Below are 13,476 nucleotides of genomic sequence, written 5' to 3'. Positions count from 1 at the left end.
GGCGGTCCTCCTTCGCTGAAGCTACGGAGGATAAACAAGAAAAGATTTAAGTAGGAAAGTTTAAACGTTGAAAATATGAAAATGATAGAGAGAATTTTGATGGTGGTGGCCATGATGGCCGTAATGGTGGGAAGTAGTTTTGCGCAAGGCAAAGTAGATGAAGAGCGCATGCAGCGCGATATTGAAGTGGCAGAAAATATTTTGAGCACGTTGCTCAAGCAACAGTTTGACAAGCGCTCATTTTTCCCAATGGAAGTGCACGGAAACTATCGACCTGGGTATGGAGTTACCTTTCAGTTGCCCTCAGAGATAAGCAATAATTTCTTTGTCCAGAGCTGGGCTTCCGAGCCAATGACCATCACCACTTGGGGTGAAGAGTGGGAAGAAGAAGGGCCTGGGTCGTATAGCAATAATGTCGGCTCCACCAATGGAAAAGTGGTTTACCGCAATGGCAGCGGAAATAAGGCTTCAGAAGAAGAAATAGCCAAAGCTCGCGCCAATGCCGATCGATTAAAAAATGACCAACAAAGAAAAAACGATGTGATTGTAAATGGTCAATCACGCATCGGTAAGGCACGCGCACGCGTGCAAAACCAAGACAGCATTCAAGATCAATCCATCAATAAAATGCTTAACGCAGCGAAAGAATTTATTACTGATTATGGTGATTTAATCAGTCAATTGGCACCCAATGAACGGATCATCATCACCAACCGTGGCGAAGGAAATCAAAATTGGTTTGGGGTGTACAATCTCCAGAGTCGTAATCCTTATTTATCAGTAGAAGGATTAAAATCAGACATTGCACAATTCCGCCAAGGTAAAATCAGTCGTGCCCAATTGATGGGCAAACTGAAGGTTATCAATACCGAAAGCGAGAACGAACTGCATCCCGATTTAGAGTTGCTCACAAGTATTTTCAACCGATTATACCGAAGTGATTTATCAAAAACTTATTTCACACAAGAGAATACGTATTACGAGCGATTGAAAGATTACGGGGTGATTTACTACCTGCAGGTGTACTCAACCAATCAAGATATCTATGGGGATTTTGTGATGCCAACGCTCGGAAATGAACGGGTGGATCCTGAAACCCGGGACAAAAAAGTGAAAGAGATGTATCCAGTCTTTACCAAAAGCATTAAGGAAGATATTTTAGAATACGGCCGCACGCTGAAAAGTTTGAAAGACGAAGAGAGCGTTATTTTCAACATCAAGCTCACGCGATGTAAAGGTTGCGCTATTCCAACGTGGGTGGAGTACGCTATAAAGTACAGCGTATTGAAAGATTACTCGAACGGAAAACTATCCAAAGAATCCGCGCTGGAAAAAATAACGGAGAAGAAAGGAGAACTGCAGTGATCGTAAGAACTTCGAAGAAGCCTTGATGGAAACATCGGGGCTTTTTTGTTTAGTTCCTTAATACAGTCTTCACATCAATCGAATACGCACACTTAAAATGTCCTTTCGGACAGTCTTTGAATCCATGCAACCCGCAAGGGCGGCAAGCGAGCTCCTCGTCTTCGGTTTGTACAACATACGCTTCATCGGAAAGTGGTCCAAACCCAAATTCAGGAATAGTAGAGCAATAGATGGCCGTGACGGGAGCATTAGTAGCGGATGCCAAGTGCATGGGTGCTGAATCGTTTACAAAATTCATTTTGGCTTTACTCATTAGCGCAGCCGATTCTAGAAAGCTTAATTTGCCTGCCAGGTTCACCACGTTCTTGGCTGCGCTGGCCAAGCGAATTGATTCGCAAACATGATGATCGTTGGGTGCGCCCAATAAATAAATAGCTTGCACTTGTCGCTCTACAGATTGAATGAGTTCGATCCATTTTTCAGCAGGCCATTGCTTTGTAAACCAAACCGATGTAGGGGCAATGCAATAAAATAGGTCAACCAGATAGGGTGTTATTGCTTGCTCATCTGAATGAGAAGGGTATAACCTAGGTTTGGAAGGGGCAGAATCAGTAATTGAAGCAATTAATCTCTGATTTCTGAGTATTTCATGAACATTTACAATTTCGTGAGAAACGGATTCACTAAACAAAAAAGAAAATGGATTTTTATTGAATCCAATTTTATGTTTTGCCTTCGAAAAACCTGTGATTATACCCGTTGTCGCAAAGCGCTGCACATTAATAAGTTCGTCATATTTATTGCTACGAATTTTTCGGATCAGCGCGAGTAGATTTCTGTACTTGTTTTTCTTGTCGAAGATTATGACCTCGCGCAGATATGGATGATTGATTAATAAACCTTCATTCCCTTTCCGTATCAAAAAATCAATTTGTGCTAGCGGATGGTGTTGATGCAATTTCTCAATCAACGCAGTGGCTAAAATAACATCGCCAATAAATGCGGTTTGTATAATGAGAAACGACTTTGGTGGCATTACTTTTTTAACTCTGATTTATAATACTCAATTGCTCTTTGAATGATGATTTGTGCAGTTTCCTTCCCTTGAAAATCGGGTACGGTCACCACTTTGTTTTCGAGCTTCTTATAGCTTTCAAAAAACTCTTTCAACTCTAACTTAAAATGCGTAGCCAATTCGCTGATGTCTTTTAAGTGTTTGGTGTTGGCATCATTTTCGGCTACCGCTAAAATTTTATCATCGGCCAAACCTTGGTCCACCATGCGCATCACACCAATTACACGAGCTGGCACTAAGCATAAAGGTTGAATGGGCTCACGACACAAAATCATAATGTCGAGTGGATCTTTGTCATCACCCAAAGTCTGTGGAATAAATCCATAATTGGCTGGGTAATATACGGCCGAATATAAAATTCGATCCAACTTCAGCAAACCCGTTTCTTTATCCACTTCATACTTGGTGCGCATGCCGGTGGATATTTCAATTATTCCATTTACAAATTCAGGGGGATTGGTGCCAACGGGGGCCTCATGCCAAGGGTGTAGTATCATTTCAATTAGAAATTAGTAACACGAAGGTAAACAAAAAGTCCCGCAGGTGCGGGACTCGTTTGTTCGGTTTTGGGGTAAACCTACTTATCTGATTTTTTCTCTTTGTCTTTATCATTGTTATCTTTCTTGGCTTCCACAATCTTCTCGCCATCTTTCAATCGCTTGGAAACCACCAAGAAGGGTCCAGTTACCACCTCTTCACCTTCGGCTATGCCTGAAATAATTTCGATGTTATCATAATCGCTGATACCTGTTTTTACTTCCTTCATTTTGGCGATGCCTTTTTCATTTACAAAAACCACCACCTTGTCCGCCTTCTTCTCTGCCTTGGGTTTGCTGGTATCCACCACTTCTCGTTTATTATCATCATCATTACGAGGTTCTGCTTTTACACCCTTCTCGTCAGGATTACGTGTGGTAACAGCCGCCAACGGAACGGACAACACATTTTCTTTTTTGGTGGTGATAATATCCACGGAGGCCGTCATGCCGGGGCGGAAAGGAAATTTATTTCCCTTCGCAATCAGGTCTTCATACGAAGAACGCAAAATCAAAATCCTCACTTCAAATTCGGTAATGGCATCAGCCGATGTTTTGTCTTTGGCGGTATTGGCAATGTTAGTAACCAATCCTTTAAACTGCTTGCCCGATCCGCTGTAGGCATCTACATCTATCACCACACTGTCATTCAAATGCACACGCACAATATCATTTTCATTTACGTTTACCCGCACTTCCATTTTATTCAGATCAGCAATGCGCAGCATTTCGGTACCCGCCATTTGGGCAGTACCTACCACTCGCTCCCCTTTTTTTACATTCAGTTTTGATACGGTGCCGGTCATGGGTGCATAAACGGTTGTGCGCCTTACATTCTCGCGCGATTCTTTTACCGTTGCATTCGTACTGCTGACAATAAATCCAGCCGCCTCTAACGATTGCTTTGCCGATTTCAAATCGTTCTGTGCCACCTTATAGTTTTGTTGTGCCAATTGCCAATCCGACTCGGATATTACTTTCTGCTCCCACAATTTTTCTTGTCGCTTGAAATCTTGTTCGGACCTGAGATAAGTTGCATCTGCACGCGCCAGGGCGGCCTTAGAGGATTCTAAGTTTGCTTTTTGCTGACTCAATGAAGCCTCTGACCTTTCCAACTGACTGATCCATACATCAGGTCGAATCTTGACCAAAACATCACCCATTTTCACCGCGTCACCATCTTGAACTTGAAGATCAATAATTTCACCCGATACTTCGGGTGCAAGTTTTACTTCAATTACTGGCTGCACCGTGCCTGAAGCACTCACTTTTTCGGTGATGGATGCTTTTTTGGATTTAGTGAATTCCACCTCAAGCTCTCGAGACTTACCAATCCAACCTGCGGATTTTCCGATAACGAGGAATACGATTAGGAAGATCAACACACCGATGCCCCAATACAATAATTTGTTGGATTTTTTCTTTTGCTTAGTTGCCATGGAAGTTTATGGATAGAATTAATTAATAGTCGATTGGTTTACCTTGATAGAAGTCGAGCACTTTCTTTTTGAAGATCAAGTCGTATTTGGCACGCACTTGATCTGATTTGGCTTGGAACAGGTTGTTTTCAGAAACCTGATAATCTACATAGTTGGAAGCCCCCGCATCGTAGCGCTGCTTGGTCATACGAAACGCCTCCTCACGAGCTTTGACTGCCTTCGTAGAGGAGGCATATGTTTTGGCGGCTGCGGTGGCATCGTTGTAGGCTGTTTCAATGGCTTGACGAAGGCGATTTTCCACATCGGTTAAATTGATGGAAGCGGTTTCTTTTGTGACCTTGCTACGCAAAACATTGGCGCGTGCATTGTAGCTATTGAACACGGGAATGGTTAAGTTAAGCGATAAGGCGCGCGAAATGTTATCTGAAAATTGATTGCTAAATGGCTTCTCTGTAAAATTTGGTATAGAAGCAGGTTGAATGGATCGAACTTGATTTGCAGAATTGAGAGGGTCAGATCCAATAAAACCTATAACTGGATTTGGATCGATTACGGTAGAAGTACTAAAGATTCGAGCTGCACTCGAATAGTTAGTAAATGCATTGGCATTCAAACTCAAACGTGGGTACAAGGAACCGCGTGCAGATTTTAGTCCATACGCAGCACTTTCGGTACGGAAAACAGCAGCCTTTATTTCCGGCATATTTTGCCGAGCGATGTCATAGATCTGCTCCGTTGTTTGATCAATCACCTGATCTTCAACATTTATCGCTGGCACTTCCACATTTAAGGGAGTAGAAGCTGGCAACTGAAGAGCTTGCTTTAACTGCAAAAGTGATAAGTTGTAGTTGTTTTCGCGTTGCACCAGATTCAATTCGTTGGTTGCATCCTGTGCCTCCAAATCAAGAACATTACCCAACGGTACTGAGCCTGCTTGCTCTAGTTTTTTGGTGCGCTCTAATTGTTGCTGAGTAGTTCGCAATTGAAACTGAGCATTTTGCAATAGTTCTTGATTAAAAATTACCGAGGTATAAAACGTAATTACGCTAAGGATTACGTCATTTTTTGCTTTGGTATAATCACTTTCAGCAGCCGCTTTGTCATTTACGCTTTGACGGATGCCATTCATCACTCGAAAAGCATTAAACAGCAACAAACTGGCGTTGGCGCTTACGTTGGCATTGTCAATTTTCTGATCAATGAACAAGTTGGTGGTGGGGTCTACCGAGCGGCCCCAGTTAGAGCCTCCCGAACTTGATAAGTTAAGAGTAGGCAACATCGTATAACGAGCCTGATCCAGATTAATGTCAGCACCTTTCAAACCCAAGGCACTCCGCTTTACCGCGAGATTATTCCTTAATGCAATTTCAATGCACTCCTTAAGGGTATAAACCTTTTTGCCTGCAGATTGCGAAAACGTGGACGTGCAAATCGTAAAGACCAAACCAAAAATTAGTAAACCTTTTCTCATATTATCGATTAATATCCGGAATATAAATTACATCGTGAACCCAACTAAGACTCTTCAAATACTCAAATGTTACGGGCTTAATGCCCGAATCCATTTCAATTACTTGGCAAGCTAAGTCATTTTTGCCCTTACGCGATACCGACATAGTTGCAATGTTGCAATCATCGTGTGCGATGATGTCAGCAATAAATGCAATACTGCCTTTCACATCGGCCGCAAAGATAATGATGGTGTGCAGGTTGGCAGTAAAGTCGGCTTTAAAGCCATTAATCTCCGCAATGTTAATGATGCCTCCTCCCTTACTTTCCCCAAGAACTTCAATTTGCTTATTTCCCTTCGTGAGATTTAATTTAATGGAGTTGGGATGAAGAGTGGAGGCATTGCCTACCGATTTAAAATGATACTTTAGTCCGATTTTCTCAGCTATCTCAATGGATTCTTTTATGCGTTTGTCATCGGTTTCAAAATCCATCAACCCAGCCAAAATGGCCCGATCACTTCCGTGACCTTCGTACGTTCTGGCAAAGGAATTATAAAAAGTGATGTCTGCCTGATCGGGTGTGCCACCTAGCACTTTGATGGCCGCCTTGGCAATGCGCACCACCCCAGCCGTATGCGAGCTTGAAGGGCCTATCATAACAGGGCCAATCATATCAAAAACGCTGCTTTTTTCAGACATACGGGGTTTATAACGCAATAAATAGGAAAAGGATATTTCTTTTTGTGTATTTATGAACCTTTAAGCGGTATTTTTTGTGCAAAAATAAGATTATAGTTCACCATGCCAATGAATCTTATTCATTCAATATTTATTTTTGAAATAATATCATTTATCTATGTTTAAAAGGTTGGTTTTCCTTATCCTGACAGTGCTATTCAGCGGCAGGTCATTTTCACAAGATAGTTTGGTTTCACTAGCTGAGATAAGTTACTCCTCGGTTGCCGAAAGGGTAGCCATTCATGCCGCATTAGTAGATAAAAAGCCGGACTATTTTAGTCTCTTTAATTATGCAAACCTTGCCAAGAATGAACAGAGCAAAGCAAAATTCTATAGTTATTTAAAAGGCCTTGACTTGGAAAACAAAGGGGGCAAAAAGAATAGCAAACGGGTAAAGTATGTTTATGAAAATGTACACCAAGCCTTTCTCACCAAGTATCAAGCAAAAAATCACTTCAGCGAAATTTTTGAAAATGGTTATTACAATTGTGTATCGGCCACAGCTCTTTATTCTATGGCCTTCGATTATTTTCAAATTCCCTATTCAATAAAAGAAAAACCTAATCACGTATATCCGGTAGCGTACCCACAAAGTGACTTAGTAGTGGTTGAGACCACTAACCCAATGGTAGGTTCCATTGCATTTAGTGATCAGTTTAAGCGATTATATGTTGAAAATTTACGCAAGCAAAAACTAGTGAGTAATCAAGAAGTTCAGAATACCGATCCAACAAAACTTTTTGATCAGTATTTTTTTCGAGCAGAGACCAATATCACACTCGATCAATTGGTAGGTATCCAATACATGAACAATGGCATCTTTAAATTTGAAGACGATGATTTTATCAATTCCTATAAGCTTTGGGAAAAAGCGTATTTGTTTTATAAGACGGATCAGGTAATTAATGGATTGGTCGTTAGCTATTATAATGCTTTTCAAAACCTGTCAAAAAAAGATTCCCTACATGCATCGCTGGTTGGCAAACTATCTCGTTTTACCAAGTTTGGTGTAGCACCCGATAACGTTAAAGGCGAATTTGGACGAGCCATTCAAGAAGTTTTGTTTGACAAAGGCAACCCTGAAGAAATTAAAAAGTATTACCGAGTATTGGAGGCAAGCATTAAAAACAAAGATCTAAAAGAAGATTTAGAGTTTATTTATTCGTACGAATTAGGGAGGTATATGTTCAATCAAGGCAAATTCACCGAATCAAAACCATATTTTGAAAAAGCCTTCGCATTACGACCAAATAATCAAGATGTACAACAAATCTATATTCAATTGTTGAGCAATAATCTTAGAACCTATACAGACATAAAGCATATAGTAACAAGTTTGCTGGAAGCTGGCCAACAGCACCCCACATTAAGAACAAACAATGTCTACAACTCAATGTTGGCCAATGGATACTTGGGCTATTTCGGAGATCAATATGAAAACAATAAACCCTCGGAGGGTGACAAGTATAAAATTGAATTTGAAAAACTATACACATCGAATAAAGATCTAACCGTGGACCCATCGTTGATTGGGCAGGCTTATTCGCAAGCAGCGGTTTATTACTTTAAAAGATCGCAATTGGCCAAGGCGAAGTCCTTTATCGATAAAGGGTTAGAGTTTGCCCCTGGCAACCGTGAGTTGATGGCGAGAAAAAGACTGATGAATTAATTTCGGTTTTCAATCGCTAAGTTATAGGGTGCCTCGGTAATGTAGTAGTTACCGTTAATCGTTTTAAACTTAGCTATGATATTGATTTTCTCCATCATCAAAGTTCCAGGCGGCAATCTAAAAACCAAATCTGCCTCAACCTTGGAATCAACGCTCCAAGCCCTTAAAGCTTTATCACCTAAATATTTTTGATCGGTGAGGCTACCTACATAAAACTCAACTTCATTGGCCTTTTCTGATAAGGATAACTTCAACAAGTAAATAGCATCCGTAAATATTCTATCAATAGGCTTGATAACAATTCGAGGAAAGTCCTTTTCGGTTTTTAAAGTACCATCATTAAAATATTCTTTCAGCCCTTTGCAAGGTTGATTATTGAAAAAAGTTATCTCCGACAACAGCTTACCATTTTCACGAAATCTTTTTTGAACCCCATGCATTTTGTCTTTTACGAAAGTCGTTTGCTGACCAATTGTACCGTTCTCAAAATAACGAGTAGAGAGCCCATCCCGTTCCCCGTTGACATAATTCATTTCAATTGACTTTTTGCCGGTTCTATAGTATTGAATAGCTGGGCCATTTCTCTTACCATCTTTCATGGTCACTTCAGCTTTGATTATCTTCTTGGCATTATCATAATATGATCTAACAATTCCATTTTTGCCGTCTTTGGACTCTTTTTTAGAAGAGTTTACCTCACAGCAGATCATCGGCAAAAGAAATACTAAAGAAACAAGATTTCGCATAGCTATCTATACCGCAATGGGGGCTTTGATGGAAGGATGGGCTTGATAATTCAAGATTTCAAAATCTTCAAATTGATAATCAAATATCGAATTCGGTTTCCGTTTGATGTGTAAGGTAGGTAATACAAAAGGTTCGCGCGCAAGTTGTGTTTGTACTTGATCTAGGTGATTCGAATAGATATGGACATCACCACCGGTCCACACAAATTCTCCCACTTCCAGATCGCATTGCTGCGCCATCATGTGGGTAAGCAACGCATACGATGCAATGTTGAAAGGCAAACCCAAAAAAGTATCGCACGAGCGCTGGTACAGTTGACAGGACAGTTTTCCGTCTGCTACATAAAATTGGAACAACGCATGGCAAGGCGGCAATGCCATGTCATCTACATCGGCCGGATTCCAAGCCGTAACCATATGCCTTCTGGAGTCTGGTTTTTTTTTAATCTGCTCCACTACTTTGGTAATCTGATCAATGGTGGTACCGTTTTTACCCGGCCACGACCGCCATTGGTATCCGTACACGGGCCCTAAGTTGCCATTTTTGTCGGCCCATTCATCCCAAATACTTACACCGTTGTCTTTTAAATATTTGATGTTGGTATCGCCATTCAAAAACCAAAGCAATTCATAAATGATGGAGCGCAAGTGAAGTTTTTTGGTAGTGACCAACGGAAAACCCTCTTGCAAATCAAATCGCATTTGGTAGCCAAAAACTGAAAGTGTGCCTGTGCCCGTGCGATCTGTTTTGGTGGCACCAGCAGCCAATATATGTTTTAGTAAATCGTGGTATTGTTTCATTAATAGGGATGTGCAACAAATATAATGGAAATGGCAAATTGGATAAATAAAAAGGCTCCCCAATTAGGAGCCTTTTAAATATCCTAAGCTTTGCAAGACCTTACCAACCTTTTTTGTGGATTTCAATCACTTTGCTGACACCATTGCTGGTTACAGTCACCAAGTTATTGCAAATGCTATTTCCATAATCGATGGCAATATTCTTACCCTCTTTGGTAATTGTTTTAATACCCGAAACAGCTATAAAGACTCCCGTTGCTTCACATTGTTTTTTATAGAGTAAGTCTTTACTTATAACCATGTCATACTTCACACCTTTTTTGGTAGTGCCCTTGCCGCTTCCTGTTACCGTCCAATAATCTTGGGCAGGATTGGTCTCGCGATACCATGTTCTGTTATGTACAAAATCGTGAGTACTAAAAGTGCCATCCGGCCAAGTTACTTTTCCATCTTTTAATTCCGTAGTGATTACGGGCCTTGTCTCTTTGCTAGCGCTGCCAAATGTAGTAGCACGAACACCTTCTACCTTTAAATTGTTGATCGAATAATTCTCCAAATTGGTAGTAACCTTAGATCCAGGCAAATATCTCTTTCCTTTATAAGCGATAATCATCTTGCCTTTCCGAATGTTTCCTTTTGAATCTTTACATCCATCTGTACCAAAATCTATTTCAATTGTTCCTGAATATTGTTCTGTAGTGCTAGGTGTACGCGTAATGTTGGCACAAGTAAACCGATCGTCCAAACCACCCGACTGCTCTCGGCCACCTGAATTTGGATCGGACAGCAAAGCCAATGAAGTTATATCCTCTAAATCAACTGAATAGGAATCAGAAATAACATCATTATCTGCAACGACCGAACTATCAGCAGATAGATCTTTGAAATCTTTGTAACAAAAGGGTAATTGATACGATGAGAAAGCCAAACCTATATTTTATCATAACTTAATTAACAGGTTACATTCACATACAAAAGTCAACAAAATAAACCAATATCGGTATACGGCTTATAGTAAATGCAGGGAAATCGCTTTTAACATTTCAGCACCAAACTTCTGTAACCATCATCTAGTGCAGCGGTCAACCGTTTAGATCGTTTGGACATTTTGGTGGATTTTTCTTTGTCCAACAAAGCCAAGGCCATCTTGTTGACAATCGAGAAATTGATAACCGAGTTTCCGGATTTCATCAGCAGGGCATCTTCGTTGAAGAGCACATCCAATGACCAGTGCAGGTTGTTTTCGATTGCCCAATGTTGCCTGATCTTGGCATTGAACTGTGCGGCATCCCCGCGCAAAGAAGAAATATAATAGCGGGCCTCCCGCGTGATCTTCCCTGTTTTCTTTTCTGCCCGTTCTGATCTTATCCGCACGATACTTTGAAGCCCCGGCCAATTCGAACGGTCATCTAAAAACCTCAGCCCACTGATCACATCACATCCCCTTTTTTCTGCACGCCCATGCCCCATATCTGTCTGCCTATGGGAATGGGAAGGTTTTTCAAGGGTGAACACTTTCTCGATCTGTTGTTTCAGACTTTTCTGGTTGTCCTTCACCATCAAAATATAATCGGCCTTCTTGTCGAGGATTTTCTGGGCAATATCCTGTTGGCAGCCCATTGCATCCACAGTGACCACACAGCTTTCAATGGCAAGCATGTCCAATAAAACAGGGATGGCGGTGATCTCATTGCTCTTTTCCTTCACACATTGTTGGCCCAGGCAAAGCCTGTTTTGGGTGGCATAAGCAGAGACCAGGTGAAAAGCTGTCCGGTCTTGCGAAGCTGATCCACAAAGCGTCTTCCCATCTATGGCAACCACTTCCCCGTCCGTTAGTTTGGACAGGGAATTGACCCAAAGCATAAAACACCGGTTGAACTCAACGGGGTCGATCAACGCAAACACCTTCCCCAACACATCGTGTGAAGGTATCCCATTTGCATAGGGAAGGTATTGGCGCAACCAGTCCAGTTTGGCTTTCCCGAAAACGTGTACGGGGCACCAGCCATCGGCCCCGCTCAGTACGGCCGAGATCACTAAAAACAAAATCTCATCCAGCGGGTATTGAAAGTGGCCTTTGGTGGTTCTGCGAGGGTCGGGCAAGGGGCTGAAGGATGTATGGAAAACCGAGTTGCTATCTCTAAGGGGATTTGGGCTACGCATTTTTTTTCACGTAACTCATTTTGATGAATCAAAAATACAGTATCACTGCCCTTGCTCCAAATACTTCATAATCATTTTGTTATCTGAAAATTTCTTAAAAGCGATTTCCCTGATAGTAAATGTAGTTGTTCAAAAACTAAAAAAGCCCCATTTTTGGGGCTTTTGATTCCTACTCAAATTGAAGTAACCCTAGTTACCGTCTTTGTTGACTTTAACAGTTTTAGAAACCCCGTTTTTGGTAACCGTTATCAGGTTATCGCAAGTTCCATCTCCATAATCAACCGCAAAAACTTCAGTGTCTACAGTTACGGTTTTTACACCCAATACAGGTATGTGTACCCTGCGCCCACATGCCCTCACATATTGCAAAGGGGTAGTGATTTGTACAGAGTAGTTTTTTCCATTGCGGTTAGTGCCTATTGCTGCGGGAACTGCTGGATCCGTTTGTGAAATAATCCATTTGTCTTGTAGAGGGTTAGTAGATGATCTCATCCATTGACGAGTTCTTTTTACAGTGCGTTGAGCAGTAGTGCCATCGGGCCAAGTGGAGTTGTGGTCTCCTTCAATAGTCCATTTAAGTGGAGACTCGGTTGTGCTGATATTTTTTACCGTTCGTATGCCATTCATCACGACCCCATTCACAGTATAATTTTCTAATGTGATGATGTGAACAGAACCTGGGATAAACCACCTTCCGCCAGACCAAGTAATGATAATTTTACCTGTTCTTACATCATCATCGTCATCTTTGCAGTCTCCAGTAAAAGTCAATGTAATTTTTCCTGTTTCTTTTGTGTTACCTGCATCTTTAACAACGGTGGCACAATCCAAACGATCATCTCGATCTTCTACTCTCCCCGTGGGCGCGTCATTGCTATTCAATGCCGAACTGGCAATGTCGTTTACCTCATCAACCTTCGAATCGATGGCTGTTTCGTTGTTTAAACTTGAAAGGGAAGCCTCGTTGGTTTTGTTACACGAGGCCAACGTCAGCACAAGGGCTGTTGCCAGTGCGGAGGCTGATTTTAGACTGAATAAATTGCTGATTGTTTTCATGCGTGTTTTTTGTTGGTTTTGTCATTTAGAGCAGATCCACTTGGTAAGGTTTAATCTCTTTCAAAAATATTTTTTCAAAAAAAACAAAAGCCCCGCAATTGCAGGGCTCTGTTTGATCACTTATCAGCTAGGTTAGTTACCGTCTGCGTTTACATTAATTGTTTTGGAAACTACCCTACTGTAACGGTAATGTCGTTATCTCAGTTACCATCTCCTTAATCTATCGTGTACGTTTTGCTATCGACCACAAATACTTTGGTGCCGCTTACAGCTATGAAACCTTTATTAGAAATCCGGCAAGCAAGAGAGTACACCAAGTTTAACACCATGGATATAGCTAAGATCCAAATCGTTTTAAATGTAAATACACTTTTCAATGCTTTCATAGAGGTTTTTAAATTTGTTTATTGCTTAAAGATAGAACTTAACGCTTGGTT

At 41.2% G+C, this 13,476-nt stretch carries 13 protein-coding genes; 2 read left to right on the top strand and 11 right to left on the bottom strand.

Annotated elements, in window-relative coordinates; translation table 11 throughout:
- Positions 1-75: 75 nt before the first annotated feature.
- The gene (locus KA713_20925) at positions 76-1,365 is read left to right on the top strand and encodes a hypothetical protein (protein ID UXE66863.1); all 1,290 of its coding nucleotides are present in this window, start codon (positions 76-78) and stop codon (positions 1,363-1,365) included.
- Between the two features lie 49 nt (positions 1,366-1,414).
- On the opposite strand, the gene KA713_20920 is transcribed toward KA713_20925, so the two are convergent.
- The 5 genes from KA713_20920 to sdaAB all read right to left on the bottom strand — a co-directional run bounded on the left by KA713_20920 (position 1,415) and on the right by sdaAB (position 6,565).
- On the bottom strand, positions 1,415-2,401 hold the full coding sequence (locus KA713_20920) for a glycosyltransferase family 9 protein (GenBank protein UXE66862.1): 987 nt from the start codon (positions 2,399-2,401) through the stop codon (positions 1,415-1,417).
- Positions 2,401-2,934: an inorganic diphosphatase gene (locus KA713_20915; GenBank protein ID UXE69212.1), complete on the bottom strand. Its 534-nt coding sequence runs from the start codon at positions 2,932-2,934 to the stop codon at positions 2,401-2,403. The genes KA713_20920 and KA713_20915 overlap by 1 nt, the downstream gene beginning before the upstream one ends.
- An 83-nt stretch (positions 2,935-3,017) precedes the next feature.
- Complete coding sequence (locus KA713_20910) at positions 3,018-4,415, bottom strand: efflux RND transporter periplasmic adaptor subunit (protein UXE66861.1); 1,398 nt, start codon at positions 4,413-4,415, stop codon at positions 3,018-3,020.
- Between the two features lie 22 nt (positions 4,416-4,437).
- Positions 4,438-5,886 carry a TolC family protein gene (locus KA713_20905; protein ID UXE66860.1) on the bottom strand — a complete coding sequence of 483 codons (1,449 nt, stop codon included), beginning with the start codon at positions 5,884-5,886 and terminating at the stop codon, positions 4,438-4,440.
- Between the two features lies 1 nt (position 5,887).
- The gene (gene sdaAB, locus KA713_20900; protein ID UXE66859.1) at positions 5,888-6,565 is read right to left on the bottom strand and encodes an L-serine ammonia-lyase, iron-sulfur-dependent subunit beta; all 678 of its coding nucleotides are present in this window, start codon (positions 6,563-6,565) and stop codon (positions 5,888-5,890) included.
- Positions 6,566-6,722: 157 nt separating this feature from the next.
- Between sdaAB and KA713_20895 the strand changes: the two genes are divergently transcribed.
- A complete protein-coding gene (locus KA713_20895; GenBank protein ID UXE66858.1) occupies positions 6,723-8,273 on the top strand; it encodes a hypothetical protein in 1,551 nt (516 codons plus the stop codon).
- Here the strand turns inward: KA713_20895 and KA713_20890 are convergent.
- From KA713_20890 to KA713_20865, 6 genes are all read right to left on the bottom strand, one after another.
- Complete coding sequence (locus KA713_20890; protein ID UXE66857.1) at positions 8,270-9,019, bottom strand: toxin-antitoxin system YwqK family antitoxin; 750 nt, start codon at positions 9,017-9,019, stop codon at positions 8,270-8,272. The two genes, KA713_20895 and KA713_20890, sit on opposite strands and share 4 nt — an antisense overlap.
- Positions 9,020-9,025: 6 nt before the next feature.
- Positions 9,026-9,820 (bottom strand): thymidylate synthase, encoded by a 795-nt coding sequence (gene thyA / locus KA713_20885; protein UXE66856.1) that lies wholly within the window; start codon positions 9,818-9,820, stop codon positions 9,026-9,028.
- 100 nt (positions 9,821-9,920) lie between these two features.
- Positions 9,921-10,748, bottom strand: coding sequence for a hypothetical protein (locus tag KA713_20880; GenBank protein UXE66855.1), 828 nt, complete (start codon positions 10,746-10,748; stop codon positions 9,921-9,923).
- Positions 10,749-10,855: 107 nt separating this feature from the next.
- A complete protein-coding gene (locus KA713_20875; protein ID UXE66854.1) occupies positions 10,856-11,983 on the bottom strand; it encodes an ISAs1 family transposase in 1,128 nt (375 codons plus the stop codon).
- A 189-nt stretch (positions 11,984-12,172) separates the two neighbouring features.
- On the bottom strand, positions 12,173-13,039 hold the full coding sequence (locus KA713_20870; protein UXE66853.1) for a hypothetical protein: 867 nt from the start codon (positions 13,037-13,039) through the stop codon (positions 12,173-12,175).
- Positions 13,040-13,254: 215 nt separating this feature from the next.
- Complete coding sequence (locus KA713_20865) at positions 13,255-13,425, bottom strand: hypothetical protein (GenBank protein UXE66852.1); 171 nt, start codon at positions 13,423-13,425, stop codon at positions 13,255-13,257.
- Positions 13,426-13,476 lie beyond the last annotated feature (51 nt).

Origin of the sequence: Chryseotalea sp. WA131a (assembly GCA_025370075.1) — a bacterium.
In the GTDB taxonomy this organism is placed as follows: Bacteria; Bacteroidota; Bacteroidia; order Cytophagales; family Cyclobacteriaceae; genus ELB16-189.
The sequence above is the reverse complement of the archived record's forward strand: the minus strand, read 5'-3'. Positions and strand labels throughout refer to the sequence as shown.